The 20163-nt window shown below is 39.7% G+C and carries 14 protein-coding genes; 8 read left to right on the top strand and 6 right to left on the bottom strand.

Features of this window, described 5'->3' with window-relative positions; translation table 11 throughout:
* Window positions 1–181: 181 nt before the first annotated feature.
* The 3 genes from ACXJY6_RS12560 to bcsG all read right to left on the bottom strand — a co-directional run bounded on the left by ACXJY6_RS12560 (window position 182) and on the right by bcsG (window position 4303).
* Window positions 182–1504: a GGDEF domain-containing protein gene (locus tag ACXJY6_RS12560; protein WP_458768565.1), complete on the bottom strand. Its 1323-nt coding sequence runs from the start codon at window positions 1502–1504 to the stop codon at window positions 182–184.
* Window positions 1505–1511: 7 nt separating this feature from the next.
* Window positions 1512–2528 (bottom strand): ABC transporter substrate-binding protein, encoded by a 1017-nt coding sequence (locus ACXJY6_RS12555; protein ID WP_458768564.1) that lies wholly within the window; start codon window positions 2526–2528, stop codon window positions 1512–1514.
* Window positions 2529–2698: 170 nt separating this feature from the next.
* Window positions 2699–4303, bottom strand: a complete 1605-nt coding sequence (gene bcsG / locus ACXJY6_RS12550; RefSeq protein ID WP_458768563.1) for a cellulose biosynthesis protein BcsG — start codon at window positions 4301–4303, stop codon at window positions 2699–2701.
* A 243-nt stretch (window positions 4304–4546) separates the two neighbouring features.
* Here bcsG and ACXJY6_RS12545 point away from each other — a divergent pair, with 243 nt between their 5' ends.
* From ACXJY6_RS12545 to ACXJY6_RS12520, 6 genes are read left to right on the top strand one after another with little or no spacing between them, the layout of a single operon-like run.
* Complete coding sequence (locus ACXJY6_RS12545) at window positions 4547–4750, top strand: hypothetical protein (protein ID WP_456049902.1); 204 nt, start codon at window positions 4547–4549, stop codon at window positions 4748–4750.
* Window positions 4728–5492, top strand: a complete 765-nt coding sequence (locus ACXJY6_RS12540) for a ParA family protein (protein ID WP_458768562.1) — start codon at window positions 4728–4730, stop codon at window positions 5490–5492. Before ACXJY6_RS12545 ends, ACXJY6_RS12540 begins: the two co-directional genes overlap by 23 nt.
* Before the next feature lie 37 nt (window positions 5493–5529).
* The gene (gene bcsA / locus ACXJY6_RS12535) at window positions 5530–8085 is read left to right on the top strand and encodes a UDP-forming cellulose synthase catalytic subunit (protein ID WP_458768589.1); all 2556 of its coding nucleotides are present in this window, start codon (window positions 5530–5532) and stop codon (window positions 8083–8085) included.
* Between the two features lie 3 nt (window positions 8086–8088).
* Complete coding sequence (gene bcsB, locus ACXJY6_RS12530; protein ID WP_458768561.1) at window positions 8089–10299, top strand: cellulose biosynthesis cyclic di-GMP-binding regulatory protein BcsB; 2211 nt, start codon at window positions 8089–8091, stop codon at window positions 10297–10299.
* A gap of 15 nt (window positions 10300–10314) precedes the next feature.
* On the top strand, window positions 10315–11433 hold the full coding sequence (gene bcsZ, locus ACXJY6_RS12525) for a cellulose synthase complex periplasmic endoglucanase BcsZ (protein WP_458768560.1): 1119 nt from the start codon (window positions 10315–10317) through the stop codon (window positions 11431–11433).
* Window positions 11430–15143, top strand: a complete 3714-nt coding sequence (locus ACXJY6_RS12520; protein ID WP_458768559.1) for a cellulose synthase subunit BcsC-related outer membrane protein — start codon at window positions 11430–11432, stop codon at window positions 15141–15143. The genes bcsZ and ACXJY6_RS12520 overlap by 4 nt, the downstream gene beginning before the upstream one ends.
* Before the next feature lie 98 nt (window positions 15144–15241).
* On the opposite strand, the gene ACXJY6_RS12515 is transcribed toward ACXJY6_RS12520, so the two are convergent.
* Window positions 15242–16432 (bottom strand): amino acid aminotransferase, encoded by a 1191-nt coding sequence (locus ACXJY6_RS12515; protein ID WP_458768558.1) that lies wholly within the window; start codon window positions 16430–16432, stop codon window positions 15242–15244.
* A 245-nt stretch (window positions 16433–16677) separates the two neighbouring features.
* Window positions 16678–18078 carry an asparagine--tRNA ligase gene (gene asnS, locus ACXJY6_RS12510; RefSeq protein ID WP_456049895.1) on the bottom strand — a complete coding sequence of 467 codons (1401 nt, stop codon included), beginning with the start codon at window positions 18076–18078 and terminating at the stop codon, window positions 16678–16680.
* Window positions 18079–18558: 480 nt separating this feature from the next.
* On the opposite strand from asnS, the gene ACXJY6_RS12505 reads away from it, so the two are divergent.
* Entirely contained in the window at window positions 18559–19056 is a 498-nt protein-coding gene (locus ACXJY6_RS12505; RefSeq protein WP_458768557.1) for a DUF2127 domain-containing protein, read from the top strand.
* A gap of 42 nt (window positions 19057–19098) precedes the next feature.
* Here ACXJY6_RS12505 and ACXJY6_RS12500 read toward each other — a convergent pair whose 3' ends face one another.
* Window positions 19099–19572 carry a peroxiredoxin gene (locus ACXJY6_RS12500; protein ID WP_458768556.1) on the bottom strand — a complete coding sequence of 158 codons (474 nt, stop codon included), beginning with the start codon at window positions 19570–19572 and terminating at the stop codon, window positions 19099–19101.
* Window positions 19573–19760: 188 nt separating this feature from the next.
* Between ACXJY6_RS12500 and ACXJY6_RS12495 the strand changes: the two genes are divergently transcribed.
* Window positions 19761–20162: a phosphate-starvation-inducible protein PsiE gene (locus tag ACXJY6_RS12495; RefSeq protein WP_456049892.1), complete on the top strand. Its 402-nt coding sequence runs from the start codon at window positions 19761–19763 to the stop codon at window positions 20160–20162.
* Window position 20163: the final 1 nt, after the last annotated feature.

Below are 20163 nucleotides of genomic sequence, written 5' to 3'. Positions count from 1 at the left end.
ATAGAAATAGGAAATCAAACGGTGGTCGTTATAAAGAATGTCTTACTAGTGAGAAATTACGCTAGTTATAAAATTAGCATTAGTGGATGAGTATAAATATGGATTTGTCAATATAAATAGGTGTTAATAAATGCATTGTAAAAAAGTTTATTTATTATTTTGGTCTTTAATTATCGAAAATTTACATTATGTTATTAATAACATAATCAAGTTTATTCTTTTTGGCTTTATACATCGAATTGTCAGCAAGTTGTATTATTTTATCAATATCGAAGCTTTCATAAATATCACTGAAAGAGACGCCGATACTTACATTTACAGGTAGTATTAAATTCTCATATGGTACAGGCTGAGAAATAACGTCTTTAATATTAATAACCAGTATCTCTAATGATTCGATATCTTTGAAATCCTCAACGATTAAGATAAACTCATCACCACCGAATCTGAAAATATAATCTAGGTCATCTAACGAATTACGCATTCGCTGTCCTATTGTTCCCAATACAACATCCCCTGCAGTATGCCCATATTTGTCATTAATTAACTTGAAATCATCGAGATCAAGCATAATCAGCGCAAATGTTTGATTATGCATTTTGCAATATTCGATACGTTGCTCAAGAATAGATTTCAAATTATGACGATTGAATAAACCCGTCAGAAAGTCATAATGCGCGATAGACTCTAACTTTTCATTCGCTTCTTCTAACTCGTGGGTTCGCATTGATACACGATACTCAAGTTCTTCGGTTATTGACATTAGCTCCTGGTTTGTCTTCGCCAATGTATCTTGATGATATGAAAGACGTTTGATGAGTTGCTCAAATGAATTAGCCACAATTCCTATTTCGTCTTTCCGTTGAGTAAGGTCGCTTTGAAGTGTCTTATCTTGGTCAACTTCAAGGCTTTGAATTTGGGAGATAAGACTATGCAATGGTTGTCCAAAATTGAGCCGAAGGAAAACGAGTATTGCTAAGATAGCTAAAAGTGACACGATTCCAGAGTGAAGTAAAATTGTGTTAATAAAAGCAGTAGTATTTTTAAAAATATAATTCTGGTCGAGTTCAACAACAATATATAGCTGATGCGGTACAGTACTGCTGACAGCTTTCTTTATTGTGTAACTGCTCATATTCGAAGTATGACTGAAAGTAAGTAGATGCTTGTTTTCTGTATATACGACGTCATCAGTATTAGGGAAGGTAAACAAACTTTTGCCACTTTCGTCACAAAGTGTAACGGACAATAAACCTTCAATATTGTCGAACACTTTGCTTAAAAGGGTCTCATAGCCATTGAATTCCTCAGGAAGCAAGCCTAACTTTAACAGCTTCTCTGTCTGAAATACGAGTTTACTCGCCGCGTTATTCCCTCTTTCAATTAACACATCGTGATAGCGGTTGCTGATCTCTTTTGAAAACATAGTCACAAGAATTACCGTCACTAAAATAAGTCCGGCGCTAAATATGAGTGTTATTTTTCGACTGAGTAAACCTTGCACGTTACTATTAATCCCAGCTGTATTTATTTTTGACTGAGTTATCCAACAGCAATTGAACATCCAGTTTAATGCCTAAATCTTTTGCTCTAGATAAACTAATCATGGGCTCACCTTTTAGACTTGGGGACATCTTTATTGACTTGGGACTTACTCCATCTTTTAATATTCTGCGTGCCATAACACCTGCGAGGTGGCCTTGTTCATACCCAGAAACTGCAACGGCACAAAGGGTTCCATTATCAACTCTAGACTCCCAGAATGAAAAGTCGGGTAGTTGACTATTCTCTGCTGTCCATTTTAGTATTTTTTTATAATCTACATTATTGCCTAAACGATCTTTGAGATTAAATACACCAAGGAGTGCAATAGCATCAACTTCATTCTGAAGCTGCGTAATCGTTTCTTTGTATTCATCAAAAGTATGCATGAGCGACCAATTAACGACGTCTATCTCCATTTCCGGTACTAACGCTTCTTTCATTCTAGAAATAACACCAACCCAGGTTGGATCGTTATCAACGATAACGGTGATACGCTTGATATCTTGTTGGATTTGACGGAGCAAATTGATGGTTGGAATAATATGTTCATACTCCATTACACCAGTCACATTTGAAGATCCTAAAAAGCCATATTCAGATGGGGCTCGATTTACGGCACTAAATACGATCGGCATAGCTGATCCAACATAATCTTGAGCAACGTATTTTTGGGCATTATCATCGTTGGTGTATAAAAGGTCAGGTTTCCAGTTGGAGATTGTTTCTTTGGCTAATTTAGCTTTAGTTTCAATGGCAGAGACAGAACTGACTCTTTTTGTATCAAGTTCAATGACTTTGTAGTCGACATCTAAATCGCCTATGCCATCTTTAAAACCCTGGAATTGTTGGATATTCCAATCCCAACTATGGTGATAACTCATTACATGAAGAATTTTGAACCTGTGAGGGGCGGAGTTGGCACTTACATTGGTTATCGAGAAACAAAATAAAAGTGTATACAGCCATCGTTTACTAAGAGTCATTGAGCTTACCTATATACATCTAATAGTACTGTTAACTTTAGTACAAGATGCAGTTTAAGGCGCATTAACCAATTAAGTGATCAGTATCTAATAGCTGAAAAGTGAGAGCTTAGTAGCATATGAGTGAAAACGTTCGATATATCTGCTGTGAATTGCGTGATCTATTGCGACTATTCATTGGTAGGATATTCATTCCAAGTCCGTTCATCGAGTGTGATGTAACTTTTGTCATCTTTCATCATCATTGTCACTCCAGCATTTTGAGCAACGATCGGTGTTGAAGGTAGGTTTGCAGTAAGTAAGTCTAAATCTAAATGTCTTGCACCGTACGTATTACTATCAATGATGTTTGTCGTAAGTTGTCCTAACGCTAAATGACTTGATGGGGCATCTATCTGAATACGAGAGTCTTGCTTATTAAGGTTTGCTCCAAAGAAAGTGACCCCAACAGGAATATTAATGATCGCTGGGGCGGGGATGTCACGGATACCAGATACTTGTATTTTATCACCGCGCAAGCCAGAACCATGCTCAGGTATGAATACGACAGTGATATTCCTGCCGCTATCTTCTATTTGTTGATATATGGTGTCTAAATCACTAAGAAGGTTGTTAAGCCGACGCTTGTAACTGACGATACTGGTTGAATTGTCGCTATTAACAATACGATTACCATCATGTAATGAGATCGTATTGTATAAGGTGACACTATTTGTTACATCGGAGTCAGACTTTTTCAATACTTGATCCAATACGTCTAGATCTCGTTTTATAGGCGAACCATCAAATGCAACCTGATATCGGTCAAGAGTATTATATTCGGTTGTGATGTTCGTCATATGCCCAGCTTCACCAATCAATTGAGTAAAGTTATCGAACACCCCATTGTGATTCATTGTGATACTAGTATCAAAACCAAGTTTGCTAAGGTTCTCGAAGAGATAACATGCTTGACTGTTTGCTTCATCGAACAACGTAGAGTGACTTGGCTGACCACATCCTGCACGTAAAAGTCTCACTACAGCTGGCCCACTATAAGAGGTGGCAGAATTGTAGTTTGTAAATGTTATATCAAACCGTTGAAATAATGGATGTTCTGATAATTGCGCAAGTTTTAAATCATCCCATGATAGTGAACAAATACTGATGAACAACATGTCAAAAGGTGCGACGGAATTCGAATCTGCAACCAAGTGAGTTTGCTTTAATTTTTGATTATCAAAAAAATTGTCCCTATATGAAGACAGTGTTTCATCTAGGCTAAGCGTGTTTTCGGATAGATTATTTTTTATCGAATTGTTTTGTATCGACGATGAGGTCAATTGAATTAGTGAAATATAGCAAATAGTCAATAATACAATAACGGTAATACGGAGGTAATGACGAATAAAATTATAAACGACGCATAATGCTAGAAAGCCAATAAATACTTTTATATCGACGAAGCGTTGAATTAAGTCAAGTAGGTAAAGTGTATCAAATTGTAATACCGATTCTAATTGATTAATTAAGCTAGTAAATGGTGGAAGAAAAGAGTCGAAATATAATAGACAGCATGCTATGAAACCAAGAATTAATTTTTGAAGAAAGCGATTGGAGAGAATCTGTGGTAATAAAATTATTAACAAGAAAAAAGCAATGTTATAAATAAGGTTAAAATCTATAAGATCGGTAAAAAAAAGATAAAATTTTATCACGAAATATACGTTCCACCATTTTATGTCAATGTTTAACTTTTTGAAATTGTGAGAAATTAATTCTGATGGTGTTGACATGCTTTGGTGTCTCTTGGAAGTATTACTTCGGAGTAGAATAAATTGTGTATTTAAATATAGATTAACATCTTAGATGTATCAATTCTGAGAGATATTCTTTTAATTTAGATTAAACTAACCTATACATTTGAATGTATTAGATTTAAGACTGGAAATTGCATTACTTTTTATAGCTACTAATATTAGGTTTAGTTTTAAGTGATTCTATCCATTCATTGTTGGTAGGCTAGATTAGGAGCTAAAGTGAAGAGTAAAGATATAGAAGAAATTTATGCAAACTATGAAATATCTAATGGGATCTATAATGAAATAAATCAATCTAATGATTTAGATAGGATTCGTAGGAAATGGGCAATATTTTCTCTCATTAACAAAGATATTAATGTTTTGGACAAAAATAACTCTTCAGATGGTCAAAATTTAAATGAAAACAATTGCGCTGCTTAATCTAAAATCTGGATGTGGTGCCACAACAGTCGCTGCTAATCTTGCGGATATATTATCGATATCACACAAAACTTGGCTTTGGCAAACCGATGAAATGGATCAATTATCTCTTCATTACGGTCAAAGTATTGATTTGAGTGTAGAATGGAAAGCAGAGTTAGATTCTTCTTGTTTTAACAATAAGTTAGATTCTATCTATTCCAGCGATTTACCATTTACGTTTTTTTCAAACCCCCACAATTCTGGTTTCAGTCTTGTGCACATCGATGATTGTCATTGTTTAAGTAAGCTTAGTAGAACGCTGAAGCAATTTGATGAACAAGGTACTCCATCTTATTCGGTCGTCCACATACCACATGAATTTCATCGTTTCGTTGATTTGTCTGAATTATTCGATTTGGTCATAGTAGTTGGGGCCGCTGATGCACAGACTTATCAACGCTTAAATATGCTGAATGGCTCACTAAATAACTCATATTTCGACAACGATAATGTGAAATTACTCATCAACAGATATAGCCCTGAGCTAAGTATTGAGAATGATCTGTATACCATTATTAGCGACGAGTTTACTGATAGAATTTTGCCTGATCCTATTTTCAATTCCCCTGAATTTCTAGAAGCGGCAGCGAACATGGTTACGCTAAAATCGTACGCAAATAAATCCTTTGCCCACAAGAATATAGAGAACCTGGCGCAATGGTGCGGAACATGGCTTGAAGCGGATACTGATAGTGAATAATTCCGCTGGTAAGTCGAAATCTGGTTTTACCGATGTAATGGCACTGTTTGAGGCGCATTACGGTGTAACTTCGTCAGGTGTCGGGCGAGTGTTAGTTGGGTTCTGGTGGCTTTTTTCATCGATTATACTCACATCAACCATCAATGGGATTGCTTCTTGGAAGTTACTGGTTTCACTGTATCCTAATGTGAATTTTTGTCGCCCTTCGTTGGTAGATCCTCTACGATTTTGCATTCAATCCATTTGGTTACTGTTTGTTCTTTTATCTAAACTACTCACACTATTTTTCTATTTTCCCTCCTGGATAGCGATGGGCGCTAGGTTTGTTCTAACGACGTTAAAGCGCAAAATTTCTTTTGTTGGAAAACGAATTACCGATTTCGAACATAGAAATGAACGTTCAGATAATAAGGCACAGTCCACGTCTAAATTAATCGTAAATAAAGTTATTCTCGCGTTCTTTCTTAGTGTGTTTGCAGCTATAGCGACGGTGTTTGTGATGGTTCCATTATCATTAGAACAGCAAATAATGAGTGTTGGAATTATTACTTTGGTTGCATTTGTATTACGTTCCGTACCAGGGCGTATTTCATTGCTTGTCATGATGTCGATCTCGGCCATTGTGTCTACTCGTTATATTTGGTGGCGTTTATCCGAAACAATTAACTGGCATGACGCGATGTCTACTGCATTTGGCGTTATTTTACTTTGCGCCGAGGTTTATGCATGGGTCGTTCTGATGTTAGGGTATTTTCAAAACTCGTGGCCGTTAAATCGGGTCCCCAAGCAGTTAGTTTCAGACACAACTAAGTGGCCAAGTGTTGACGTTTTCATACCAAGTTATAATGAACCTCTAGATGTCGTTAGGGCAACGGTGTTCGCTGCTCAAGGAATCGATTGGCCCAAAGATAAGCTCAACATCTACATTCTTGATGATGGTAAGCGAACGGATTTTGAGGAGTTTGCAGAGTTAGCTAACGTCGGCTACATAACTCGAACCACCAATGAGCATGCTAAAGCCGGAAATATTAATAAAGCACTACTAAAAACGGATGGTGACTTTATTGCAATATTTGACTGCGATCACATACCAACTCGCGCATTTCTTCAGCTCACTATGGGGTTGTTCCAAGAGGATCCAAACCTCGCGTTAATTCAAACCCCTCATCATTTTTTCTCACCAGATCCGTTTGAACGAAATCTTAATAATTTTCGGTCAGTACCTAATGAAGGCAGTCTATTTTATGGATTAGTTCAAGACGGCAACGATCTTTGGGACGCGGCATTCTTTTGTGGCTCTTGCGCGATAATTAAGCGAGGTCCGTTGCAAGAAGTCGGTGGTATTGCTGTCGAAACGGTAACAGAAGATGCTCATACCTCTTTAAGGCTTCATCGATTAGGTTATAAGTCAGCATATTTGAAGCAGCCCCTTTCTGCGGGGTTAGCGACAGAGACACTTTCTGCTCATATCGGGCAAAGAATTCGATGGGCACGGGGAATGGCTCAGATATTTCGCATTGATAACCCACTGGCAGGTGTTGGTTTGAATTGGCGACAGCGCTTGTGCTACCTGAATGCAATGCTCCATTTCTTGTCGGGCATTCCAAGAATGATTTTCTTGTTGGCTCCCTTGGGTTACTTAGTTTTCGGCGCTCATATTATTGATGCACCAGCAGTAGCACTATTGGCGTACGTGATCCCCCATATGGTTATTTCCAATATTACAAACTCGAAGATTCAAGGTAAGTATCGCTACTCGTTTTGGGGAGAGGTATATGAAACTGTACTTGCGTGGTATATCGCAAGACCAACTACGGTAGCCTTGTTTGCGCCTCATAAAGGCACATTTAATGTGACCGCTAAGGGTGGGTTAATCCCGTCGTCGCATTTTGACTGGTTAATCTCGACGCCATATTTGGTATTTATGGGATTAAATTTAATTGGCGTCATATTTGGTCTATTCAAATTAGACCTTGATGATTTTGGTACGTCATCCACGATAGCCGTTAATCTGATGTGGACGGCATACAATTTACTGATCATCGGCGCAGCTATCGCGATTGCTCAGGAATCTAAACAAGTACGCAAAGAGCATCGGGTCGGCACCGCATTTTCTGCTCAAATGAAAATACCAGGCGGTTATCGGGTTGAGACAGAAATGATTGACTTCTCATTAAGCGGAGTGAAATTGAAGTGGAATATCGAGTCAGAACTTGGTCATCAACTCACGTCCGGTGACAAGGTAATGTTGATTCTGCAAAAAGGGCAACAACGTTGTAGTTTCGACGCTAACGTGATTGCAGTTGATGCTTCAAGCTGTCGTTTACAGTTTGAAACTATGTCATTAGCTAAGCAGGTCGAATATGTGCAATGTACCTTTGCACGCTCAGATATATGGAGCCGTTGGCAAAATGAATATAAACACGACAAGCCTTTAGACAGCTTATTGCAAATATTTAACGCTGGTGGAGTAGGCTATTATCAATTAGTGAAGAATATTTGTAACGTTAAATTGGGCAGATACAAACCCCTATTGCCAGTGGCTAAATTGTTAGTTTCTCTTAAACCACATCCCATTCTTAAAGAACTTTAATTTATGAACATGAAAATGAAAAACGCGTTGATACAAGCCGCATTGATAGCTGTACCATTAATTGCTGCTTATCCTTCGATGACATTGGCCGCAGATAACAAGAGTCAATCCTCACTCTTACATGAGTATTCGTTCAAAGATCTTGGTGTGGCAGGGACGTTAAAATTACAGGGTAACCAAAGCGTCGGATACCTTGGGTTTGGGTTAAGGCTCGATCAAGTCGCTGAGTCTACGAGTGTTAGATTAAATTATATTGCGTCTCCTTCACTGTTGGAGAACTCTTCGCATCTGAAAATCTACCTTAATGATCAATTAACCAAAGTGATTGAGTTCGATAAGCGAAATGTAGGCAGTCAGTCGAGCGTTGATATCGAACTGATGAATGAGTTTATTACTGATTACAATCAACTAAAATTTGAACTTGTCGGCTTTACTGAAGATCAATGTCAGCACCCAGATCGCGCAAACATTTGGCTAGAACTTGCCGAACAAAGCTCATTAATCATCGAAACTCAACGTCTAGAGTTAGCGAACAATCTGAGTATATTACCAGCACCTTTTTTTGACCCTCGAGATTCTACTTCACTTGCATTGCCATTAGTAACAAGTTCCTCGCCATCCTTAGGTGTCATTAAGCAAAGTGGCATAGTTGCATCTTATTTTGGCGCGCTAGCAGATTGGAGAGACACCGACTTTAGTTTGGTCGAAGATCAATTGCCACAATCGAATGCGATAGTCCTACTAACTAACGATCAAAAACCTTCGTTTCTGGCTGACTTAACGGATGTTGATGGTGCATATTTAGAAGTGATCGATCACCCTACTAGTCAGTATCATAAACTACTACTTGTTATGGGGCGCGATGAAGCAGACCTACAAAATGCTGTGCTTGGCTTGATCTCTAATCAAACAGCACTTAATGGCCCGATTAGCCGTGTAGACTACATTGAACCTCCTCAACCTCGTTTACCTTATGATGCCCCTAAATGGCTCAATACGTCAGCACCTGTCAAGTTTGGCGAACTTATTTCCGAGTCATATCAGTTTGAACAACAAGGAAATCATGGTGGTGCTATAGGGTTTGATTTTACGCTTCCACCTGACTTATTTGTTTGGCGCAGTAAAGGTGCTGAGCTTGATGTCTCCTATCGCTATTCTCCTTTAAAGCCCGATCAAATTTCTCAATTAACCGTGAGTTTAAATGGTCAGTTCTCTGGTGCATTTTCATTGGATGAAGTGAGTGGTGCAGAAGAATCAAACTCAATGTCCCTTCCAGTGATTGATGGTATTAATGCTGCATTGAGTATGGCGCCCATGGTAAGTCAAGGTGAGCAGAACAAACTAGGACTTAAATTTCAATTTGCCAATGGAAACCAAGGGGAGTGTTCCACTGAGCGCGCGAATGCATTTTTTGGTTCGATTAATCCCAATTCGACGATTGATTTCTCTGGTTTTCCTCACTATATGGAAATGCCCAACTTGTCGTCGTTTGCCAACAGTGCTTTCCCTTATACGCGCTTAGCTGACTTAGCCGATACCTTGGTTATATTGCCTGAAACTCCGAATCAGAACGATTTGCAGAGTTATATTAACTTTATGGCATTTACCGGTTCGACATCGGGATTCCCAGGTTATTACGTTTCTCTTGCCTACGGAAAAACATCCGCATCTTTGACCGGTAAGGATATTTTCGCCGTTAATTTGCCGTCTGAAGTTTTGACTGAATTAGGGCAAGAGCAAAACCGTGTCATCCTTGGTAATGATGGAACTGTTGAATTTTCGTCAATGGTTCAACAAGATAAAACATCTGTCGATAAACTCCAAAATGACGTCAAACTCACTCAAAGTGGTGCGATGGCAACGGTGTCGAGTTTTGAGTCTTCCGCGACATCAGAAAGAACCGTTGTTGCGCTTAATATGTCGTCAAGTAACGCTATGGAGTTGTTGTCCCCGTTGTTTAAAGGAACAGTGAGTGGGGATGTGTTTTACGGTGGTACCGCGGTTATTAATTCACAAGAAATTAAAAGCTTTGAGGCAAAAGAGAGTTACTACATTGGCTCACTTCCAATTATGAAGTTTATTTGGTTTCATGCTTCACAATTCTCTACGGCTCTATTAGCGGGACTTTTAGTTTTTATCGTTTTCTTTAGTTATCTAGTATGGCGAGCACTCTCAAATATTGCACATGACCGAAAAAACGGAAAACCTGATTAAATGGAGCAGGATTAGATGAATGTAAAATCGATAATTGGATTGTTGATGCTTCCTTCTTTCACAAGCTTTGCCGAGCAGTGTGATTGGCCTGAGTGGGAAGGGTTCAAAGAGCATTTTATCGTAGATGGTCGAGTTATCGATTACAGCGACGAACGCAAAATTACAACCTCAGAAGGGCAATCTTATGCAATGTTTTTTGCTCTCGTTGCCAATGACAGAAAAACGTTTGATCAGTTATTTCATTGGACTCAGACTGAACTCTCCAATGGCAATATAGGCAGCACGCTACCTGCGTGGTTGTGGGGATGGAACAAAGAACTTGGTCGTTACGATGTGTTAGACAGCAACTCGGCATCAGATTCTGATTTGTGGATTGCCTATGATTTGGCTGAAGCCGGTATTATCTGGAATAACTACGCCTATCGTTCCGCAAGCAAGCGTTTAGCAAAAAACATTTTGGAGTATGAAACGGTAAACGTCGATAACTATGGACTCGTACTTTTGCCTGGTCCTGTGGGTTTCGATCTTGGTCGTAATACATACAGGCTCAATCCTAGCTATAGCCCAATTCAGATCTTAGAGCGAATCGCCCAATTAAACAGTGATTCAAAGTGGGATGATTTGATTTCTAGTGGTTACCGCGTCACTTACGATTCCGCACATAATGGTTTCTCACCAGACTGGATTGAAGTCACCAACGGAAAACTACAGGTCGATCGGAAAACAGATGGTGTAGGGAGCTACAACTCAATTAGAAGTTATTTATGGGCTGGGATGCTCCACGATGATGCACCACAAAAAGAGGCATTGCTTAAACGCTTTAAGCCCATGGTGAGCAGCACAAAAGTAAAAGGGTATCCACCGCGTCTTGCGAATACCATTCGAGGTACGGCTAAGGAGCAAGGTAGTGAGGGTTTCTCGGCTTCGATGCTACCAATGCTTAAGTCGTTAAACGAGAATAGAGCTTTGAAGCGGCAGTTAGCACGCGTCAAAAAGGGTATGAAATTTGATAATAACGAACGTTACTATGACTCAGTACTAACCTTGTATTCGTTAGGTTGGCTGGAAGGTCGTTATCGGTTCGGTGCGTCTGGAGAGTTAATTCTCCCATCAAATGAGCAATGCAAATCATGATGACTAGATTAAAAGCCCTTTTAGCTGCATTTGCGGTAGTCGGTATCAGTAGCGAAGCTTATTCTCAACCCTTGAGTTTTGACTATTTGGCGACAATGCCAACGTCATCAGAATTAACACAACTTAGAAAAACCTTAGTTTCTGGTACTACGAGTAAAGGCAACTTAATTGAGGCTTTGATAGAACAGGGTAAAAATGCCTATGCGAATTATCGATACGATTTGGCTAGAGGCGCGCTTCAACGAGTATTAGCCGTAGATCCGAACAATATAGAAGCAAACTATTACCTAGGGTTAATGGCTGTTGATAGCGGTGAGTTTGATAAAAGCGATGTGATTTTGAGGGCGATTCCTATTGATAGTCGTTATTATCAATTATTGATAACCTATAAAGATATTCATACTCAACGCAGTTCAGAATATCAACGAGCTAAATTGCTCGCTAAAGCGGGACGTTACCAACTTGCGCGTGAACAGTATCAGGCGCTGTTTTCTCATGGGATACCCGCTCCTGATATCGCTATCGACTACCTCATTATTGAAACTAAAATTGAGGCGACACGCTCGAATGCGCTTCATGGTTTGCATCAGCTAAATATTGAATTTAATAATGTTACTCGTTATCAAATTGAACTTGCAGATCATATTTCCAATAGTGATTCTAATTATACGTTGAAGCGAGCCATATATAATCGATTTATTTCAGACAATACCTATGGGAAACATGCGGCTAAATCATGGCTTAAGCTTATTTCTGATTTGCCCGCAACGGAGCGTTCAATTGCTGACATTATATTGCTTGAACAAAAATTTTCGGATGATAAAGAAGTATTAAACGATCTTGCCGACATCAAAGAAATGAAGGTCGCTAGTATTGCTCAGAAGAGAGACCCTGTTTATCAAGCCAAGCACGCAGCGATAATGTTCTATGACAATGAAAACTATGAGCAAGCAAAACTTAAAATCAATTCTGTGATCACTTCTGGGCGAGCAGATGCCGAGATATATGGATTACTCGGTCATATAGAAACAGAATTGGGCCATGCAATCCCAGCATTAAAAGCGTACAAACAAGCAATATCGAAATCACAAGATTCAAAGACGCGCGCACATTGGCAGTCATACAGTGATGAATCGGAATATTGGACGACACTTGCTTTAGCAAAGCAAGAATTCGCGATGGAAAGTTACTTTGAAGCTCAGAATCTGTTTGCTCAAGCAGTAACGATTATTCCCGACTACGCCGAAGCTTATATTGGACTAGCAGATGCGTACTATCTGCGTGACAGATATCAATTAGCGCTAGAGAGTTATCGAATTGCGCTCACGAAAGAGAAAACAAGCGCTCGTGCACTCGAAGGTGAGTTTAAATCGCTAGTTGAAGTGAGAGGCGTGCGTTACGCCGTCGAGTATTATGATCTCAAACCACTATCTCAACAAAAACAAATTGAAACCCTAGTAAGAAATACCAAGTACGAAAACGAACTCAATGAATTTGATAAAGCATTAAGAGCCGGGAATACACAGCGTGCCAAGACGTTAATTGGTCGACTGGCAAATGACGGTATTAGTGATGCATGGTTACGAAGGAAGGTCGCATTAGGGCTCATTGATGTTGGTGAAGAAGGCAGAGCAAACGCATTGATGAAGCGTTGGTTTTCACAAGACAAATCTCCTGAAATGGCTCACGCTTACAGTATTTACCTTTCGGGGTTGGATAATGTATCTGGAGCAATTGATGTATTAAATCAAATCAGTTTAAAACGCTTTACTCCTTCTATGCATAGTACGTTACGTCGCCTTAAACTTGAGCGAAGACTTACTTTTATTTCACGCCAGTACGATAAAAATAATGGTATCGCTAACAGCCAGATTCAAAACTTGCTTAATGAAGTGAGTGATGATTCATTGTTGCGCTATGCGGTTTTAAGATCGTGGTTTTCGATGGGTGAAACATATCGTTCGTCGGTAGCATTAACGTCTGATATTCCAATGTCAGATGAACCTAAATCGTTGCAGCTAGAGTATTTGGATTTACTGGTTTCATTTGGCTTGTATGATGAGTTTGAACGTCTCAGTAAGCAATGGGGTTACACAAAGCAAACCAATCTATCGGCTCAGCAGTTAGCCGATTGGCGTGAAATCAAAACAGAATTTGATTTGCGAAAAGCCGCTGAGTGGCGCGACGATGGTAATAGTCAAAAAGCAACCGCACTTTATCGGCGGACTCTATCGTTATCTCCCAACGAGTTAAGTGTCAAATTGGCGCTGTTGTCGGCAATTGTTGAGGACGAAGGTAAAACCAATGAAGCATATAGGCTTAGTGATGACTTATACCATTCACGTAAAAAGTTAAGTCTAGATGACTCAAAAACCTTAGCGACATTACTCGACGAGCTCAATCGAGAAGATGAATCGACTAAGCTACTGTATGAATTAAGCGAGAATAGTGGTCGCGATCGTCAATTGATGAGTGATTTGCTCTCGATCTCAGTTTCTCATCGCAATCGAATCCTATCTCCCAAGCTTGCTGCTCGAGCATTGACAACCAATGCACGCGCTAAGTCGAACCAATCAAATTTATACGAAATATATCACCAAGATGATTTGACCGAGGTTGGTAAGGCGATTCGTTCAGATATTGACACGATGCAAGCGCAGTCAAACATTGATTTAGCGATTGGATTTCATTCGTCGCAAAATTCGAGTAGAAATATTCAGCGAACGATTCCAATTGAAGTGAGTTTCCCCGTTGATGATATAGATGGAAAGTTCTTTGTCAGAGCGGATTTACTGGAACTTGAAACTGGGAATATAAAACAAATTGATTTTCTAAACGAACAAAGTGAAAGCGATATCGATCAGAATATAAATGGTCAACTATTCGGTATCGGGTTTAGGGGGAATGGTTGGAGTGGTGATATTGGACGACTAGACTTCGATACTAAATCAACGATCGTTGGTGGCATAACCATCCCCGTTGACATTTCAAGTATTGGTATCGATGTGACATTATCGCGAAGGCCTATGACCTCCACCATTGTCTCATACGCTGGCGTAGAGAATACCGATGGTCAATCTCGAGAAGAAACCGAGTGGGGTAAAGTAACAAAAACTGGTGTCAAAGTAGACTTAAGTTATGATCAAGGCAACGCATGGGGAGCTTGGATGAGCCTGCAGTATCATCAATTAAACGGTGATAATGTGGAAGATAATCACCGTTCTGCATTGCTAGGAGGACTGTATCATAAGCTTATTCAGGCTGATTCAGAGCAACTGTCAGTCTCTCTAAATTCAATTTGGTTTTCGTTTGATAACAATCAGGATGAGTTTAGCTATGGCTTAGGTGGATACTACAGCCCTCAAAGTTACTTTTCACTTTCCGTTCCCGTTAGCTATGCGACGCGAATTACTCCTAAAGTATTGTTATGGGGCGGAGCGGGGGTCTCTTATTCAACAGTGAAAAGTGATGGGTTGTTTAATACTGACGAAGAATCGTCGACGAGTCAAAGCTTTGGTTTTAGTGGCGAGGTCGGGATTGAAACACGACTTTATAAACACTTAGATTTGGGGCTTAGATTGAGTCATCAATATTCTGAGGATTATGAGCCATTTGAGGTGCAACTCTATAGTCGCTATTACCTGAATCAAATATGGAGTCATGGCGATTTAACGCCGAATACCATTACGCGTTATGCAGAGTTTGATTAGTCCTAAATTACAACTCGTTTGATAAAAAAGCCTCCATTTGGAGGCTTTGACTATCATCAGCATTGAATTGTTAAATTCTCACGAAGTAATTAATAAATTTATAATACTTGAGCAATTGCTTTGCATAGCGGGCCCATATTGGACTTAGTCATACCAGCGACACTGATGCGGCCTGAACCAACGATGTAGACACCAAATTCTACTTTAAGATGATTAACTTGCTCTTTAGTTAAACCCGAGAATGAGAACATTCCATTTTGACGAGATATAAAGCTAAAGTCTTCCTGAACACCCTCAGCTTTGAGTGAAGCAACAAACAGTTCACGCATCTCTTGAATACGGTCGCGCATCTGTTTAACTTCAATTTCCCATTCAGCGCGTAAAGCATCGTCATTCAAAATATAGGTAACGACAGCAGATCCGTGAGCTGGTGGGTTAGAATAAATTGAACGGATAATCGCTTTTACCTGTGAGAAAGCGGTCGTTGAAAGTTCAGCATCGCCAGAAACCAATGTGAATGCACCAACGCGTTCGTTATAGAGTCCAAAATTCTTTGAGAATGAACTCGCGACTAAAATTTCTTGATTGTGCTTAGCGAAAATTCTCAACCCTTGTGCATCTTCTTCAACACCCGAAGCAAATCCTTGATAGGCAAAATCAAATAATGGTAATAATCCTTTTTCAGCACATAACTTCGCTAATGTTTCCCACTCTTGTTCCGTTGGGTCTATACCGGTAGGGTTATGGCAACAGCCGTGCAAAAGAACGACATCACCTTCAGATGCCTTCTCTAAATCAGCCACCATTGCGGCGAAGTTTTTCTCTTTGGTCTCTGAGTTGTAGTATGAATATTCTGAGATAGGTAAGCCGGCTGCTGCAAACACGCCTTTATGGTTTGCCCATGTAGGATTACTCACCCAAATTGTTGCGTCATTGAGCTGACGTTTAATAAATTCGCCAGCCACACGTAAGGCGCCAGTTCCGCCTGGAGCTTGTGCAGTTTTCGCAAGCTTATTTGAAACAATATTTGACTTTTCGCCGAATAAAAGCTTTTGAACAGCTAAGCCATATTCTGCAGTCCCTTCGATAGTTAAATATGATTTAGTTTTTTCGCTTTCTAAAAGCGCAGCTTCTGCTTTCTTTACCGTTGCTAATACAGGGGTTTGCCCTTCTTCATTCTTATAAATACCAACTCCAAGGTTGATTTTATTCGAACGTTGGTCCGCTTTAAATTCTTCTGTAAGGCCTAATATTGGGTCTGCGGGGGCGGCTGCGATTTTTTCAAACATGTTTCTCGTCCATATTTTTGAGGGTGGGTTAAAGTGTGCAAATCCCATTATTTATACCTGTATGAATGGTGTGTTACAACCAATAGATGAAGGTAATTTTGAAAATATATAAATATCGTTTATTTGATTGATTTGAACCCAAATACAGCTGTGATTCTTAAGACTAAAAAATGCGCTAATACAGAATTTAGTCATAAAAAAGCCGCTTGATAAGCGGCTTTTATGGCGGAGCAGGTATTCTATTTTTAGAAATTTGCGGAACGCGGAGTTCTTGGGAAAGGAATAACATCACGCACGTTAGCGACACCAGTTACGTAAGAGACCAAACGTTCAAAACCAAGGCCAAATCCAGCATGTGGAACAGTGCCGTAACGACGTAAATCACGATACCAGCTCATGTGTTCAGGATCTAATCCCATTTCAATCATGCGAGCATCAAGCACATCCAAACGCTCTTCACGTTGTGAACCACCGATGATTTCGCCGATTCCAGGAGCAAGAACATCCATGGCGGCAACGGTTTTACCGTCATCGTTTAAGCGCATGTAAAACGCTTTAATGTCTTTAGGGTAGTTTTTAACGATAACGGGAGCTTTAAAGTGCTCTTCTGCTAAGAATCGCTCGTGCTCAGATGAAAGATCGATTCCCCATTCAACATCGAATTCAAACTTTTTGCCTGAGTCGATCAGGATTTGAACCGCGTCAGTGTAATCAACTTGAGCGAAATCAGAATCAACAAATTTTTCTAGACGAGTAATGGCTTCTTTATCGACACGTTGAGCGAAAAACTCTAGATCGTCACGACGCTCTTCTAGAACCGCCTTAAATACATACTTAAGCATATCCTCAGCGAGTTTAGCTGCATCGTTCAAATCGGCAAACGCAACTTCAGGCTCTACCATCCAAAACTCGGCAAGGTGACGGCTTGTATTCGAGTTTTCAGCACGGAATGTTGGGCCAAATGTATAGACTTTACTTAATGCACACGCGTAGGTTTCGGCATTTAACTGACCTGATACGGTTAAGAAGGTTTCTTTACCAAAAAAGTCTTCATTGTAATCAACGTCACCAGCTTCTGTACGAGGTAGGTTGTTCATATCCAATGTGGATACTCGGAACATTTCTCCTGCACCTTCAGCGTCAGATGCCGTAATTAATGGCGCTGAAAGCCACACATAACCTTGTTCGTGGTAAAAACGATGAATCGCTTGCGATAAACAGTTACGAACGCGGGCTACAGAACCAATGATGTTGGTACGTGGACGTAGGTGAGCAACTTCACGAAGGTATTCAATTGAATGGCGTGTTTTTGCCATTGGGTAGGTATCAGCATCTTCAACCCATCCCACAACCTTAACATTGGTCGCCGCCATTTCGAAATCTTGGCCTTTAGCTGGAGATTCAACGATGGTACCCGTGATTTCAACTGAGCATCCTGTCGTTAACTTAAGGACTTCGTCGTTGTAATTATTAAGGCTATTAGGGACTACTGCCTGAATGGGATCAAAACAAGAACCATCATAAATAGCAATAAAAGAGATTCCAGCTTTGGAATCACGACGTGAGCGAACCCAACCGCGAACAGTTACTTCACTGTCTACCGCTAACTTTCCACTCAATACGTCAACTACAGGCGCGTAAGTCATTTTAGTCTTCTTCTCCATAAAGGTGTTTTGCCCCAATTTCGGTGAAAATACTGTGGTAAACAAGGCCGAAAAGGGCATTAATGCAATTTTGAAAATAATTAGGCAACAGTTTACCTGTCAATTTTATCGCTTCAACCTTTAATCTAAATTTAGCCGTGATTTCTTTTCGATATCGAGTCAATTGTGGTTAATAGATAATCGGCGGATCTGAGTTGTGAGACAAATCCATATAAAATTCATGGTTACTTCAATCGAGGGTCGAGAAATATCAGGAATAACTATAGTATTATCAATAGTGATTTTTGATGATAAAAGCCGTTGCTTTTATGTATATCACCATATGGTTCGCCTTAATGGGAATTAAGGGACTAAACTTATTGGTATATTAATTGTCATACTGACAACAGAGTCTTTAGCCTATTCGACATGAATGTTGCAAGGTTAGCGTTAAAACTAAATGGAAGAAGAGGCACATACTGTATGAAGGGTAAACAAGAATACAAAGGCGTAAAAGCGGTCGCATTATTTGCGATGGCGAGGGCTGCGCTCGCATTCTTGGCATGTTATGGAATCTATGTTCTCGCCGGTCAGAACATTCCGGAACTGATTTATGACATCGCAGAAACAATAAATATTAGTCGCGAAAACCAGCACGTTACTAAGTTAGCTCATAAAGCGGAAATGATCACACCGGGCAACTTGCAGGTTGTTATCGCCTTAGTATTCCTATATGGCTTAATAAGGATCGTTGAAGCGTATGGGTTGTGGAACCAATATCTTTGGACGGAATGGTTTTCGTTTATCAGTGGTAGTATTTATATTCCATTTGAACTTTATGAGTGTGTGACATCACCATCAATTCTTAGCTACGTTGTTTTGGCAATCAATTTAACCATTGTCGGATACTTATATTGGGTAATAAAAACAAGAAAGAAAAAGAAGCTATTGGCGGCTAATGAATATGTTACAGAACAATAGAATAACGCGCCGAAAGGCGCGTTATTGGTTTGAAGCATAAGATTACAGACTCTTAATTATCTCTTCAGCTTTACTCACTCCAAATGACTTTTCTGGTTCTACATTTAACGTGGTGACCACTCCGTTTTCAATGACCATAGCGTAACGCTGAGAACGCACACCGCCAAAAGTTGCAGTATCCATATCTAAACCAAGAGCTTTGGTAAAACTGGCATCTCCATCACCGAGCATCATGATTTCATCCGCGTTCTGGGCTTCTCCCCAAGATTTCATTACAAACGCATCATTGACTGAAATGCATGCGATAAGATCCACGCCTTTGTCTTTTATTTGGTCGGCTAAAACTACGTAGCCAGGTAAGTGAGACTCAGAGCAAGTTGGAGTGTAAGCACCAGGAACCGCAAATAGCACCACTTTTTTCTCTGCAAATAACTCATTGAGATTATGGTTAGCCATGCCTTCTGTTGTCAGTTGGCTTACGGGAGTTGCAGGAATCTTGTCGCCGATTTTAATCATTAGGTATCCTTACTATGTAGAAAAACGTTGTTGTAAAAGAATAGCCTTAAATCCTCTTTGTTAAAACGGAGCATTAGTAAGGCTTTTATTTATTTAGAGATTTACGAAAGCTTTTCAATTGGTTATCGTTAAAATGTCTTATTAAGTGGCTAGGATGGCCATAGTATTTTCAAAGGAAAGTGGTAGCGATGAGTATTCTTAAAAAAAATGGTGGTAAAGTTCTCAATATTGTCGAAGATCTTGGGTTGTTATTAATTGGTTTATTGACCGTAATAGCGATGATTTCTGAGGTGCTATTTATCATTGACCAGATGGCTGTAACGTTAGCCGATCTGCTGCTTCTGTTTATCTATTTAGAAGTTCTTGCAATGGTGGGTTTGTATCTTAAATCGGGCCGCTTACCTGTGAGAATGCCCCTTTATATTGTGATTGTTGCGTTAGCTCGATACATGGCGCTAGATATGAAGAACTTAGACACATGGAGAATGTTGGGACTATCGGGAGCGATATTAATTGTTGCGTTGGCTATTTTGGTTATTCGTTACGGCCATACTCGATTACCTTACGATAAGATCGGCAAAGATGTGTAAT

The sequence above is a fragment of the Vibrio phycocola genome, from assembly GCF_054404255.1.
This window is presented reverse-complemented; position numbering and strand designations above follow the sequence as displayed.

Excerpts from the sequence above, each read along its gene's own strand:
- ACXJY6_RS12555 (WP_458768564.1), bottom strand. The coding sequence starts at position 2,528 with ATGACTCTTAGTAAACGATGGCTGTATACACTTTTATTTTGTTTCTCG.
- bcsG (WP_458768563.1), bottom strand. The coding sequence starts at position 4,303 with ATGTCAACACCATCAGAATTAATTTCTCACAATTTCAAAAAGTTAAAC.
- ACXJY6_RS12540 (WP_458768562.1), top strand. The coding sequence starts at position 4,728 with ATGAAAACAATTGCGCTGCTTAATCTAAAATCTGGATGTGGTGCCACA.
- bcsA (WP_458768589.1), top strand. The coding sequence starts at position 5,530 with ATGGCACTGTTTGAGGCGCATTACGGTGTAACTTCGTCAGGTGTCGGG.
- bcsB (WP_458768561.1), top strand. The coding sequence starts at position 8,089 with ATGAACATGAAAATGAAAAACGCGTTGATACAAGCCGCATTGATAGCT.
- bcsZ (WP_458768560.1), top strand. The coding sequence starts at position 10,315 with ATGAATGTAAAATCGATAATTGGATTGTTGATGCTTCCTTCTTTCACA.
- ACXJY6_RS12520 (WP_458768559.1), top strand. The coding sequence starts at position 11,430 with ATGATGACTAGATTAAAAGCCCTTTTAGCTGCATTTGCGGTAGTCGGT.
- ACXJY6_RS12515 (WP_458768558.1), bottom strand. The coding sequence starts at position 16,432 with ATGTTTGAAAAAATCGCAGCCGCCCCCGCAGACCCAATATTAGGCCTT.
- asnS (WP_456049895.1), bottom strand. The coding sequence starts at position 18,078 with ATGACTTACGCGCCTGTAGTTGACGTATTGAGTGGAAAGTTAGCGGTA.
- ACXJY6_RS12505 (WP_458768557.1), top strand. The coding sequence starts at position 18,559 with ATGAAGGGTAAACAAGAATACAAAGGCGTAAAAGCGGTCGCATTATTT.
- ACXJY6_RS12500 (WP_458768556.1), bottom strand. The coding sequence starts at position 19,572 with ATGATTAAAATCGGCGACAAGATTCCTGCAACTCCCGTAAGCCAACTG.
- ACXJY6_RS12495 (WP_456049892.1), top strand. The coding sequence starts at position 19,761 with ATGAGTATTCTTAAAAAAAATGGTGGTAAAGTTCTCAATATTGTCGAA.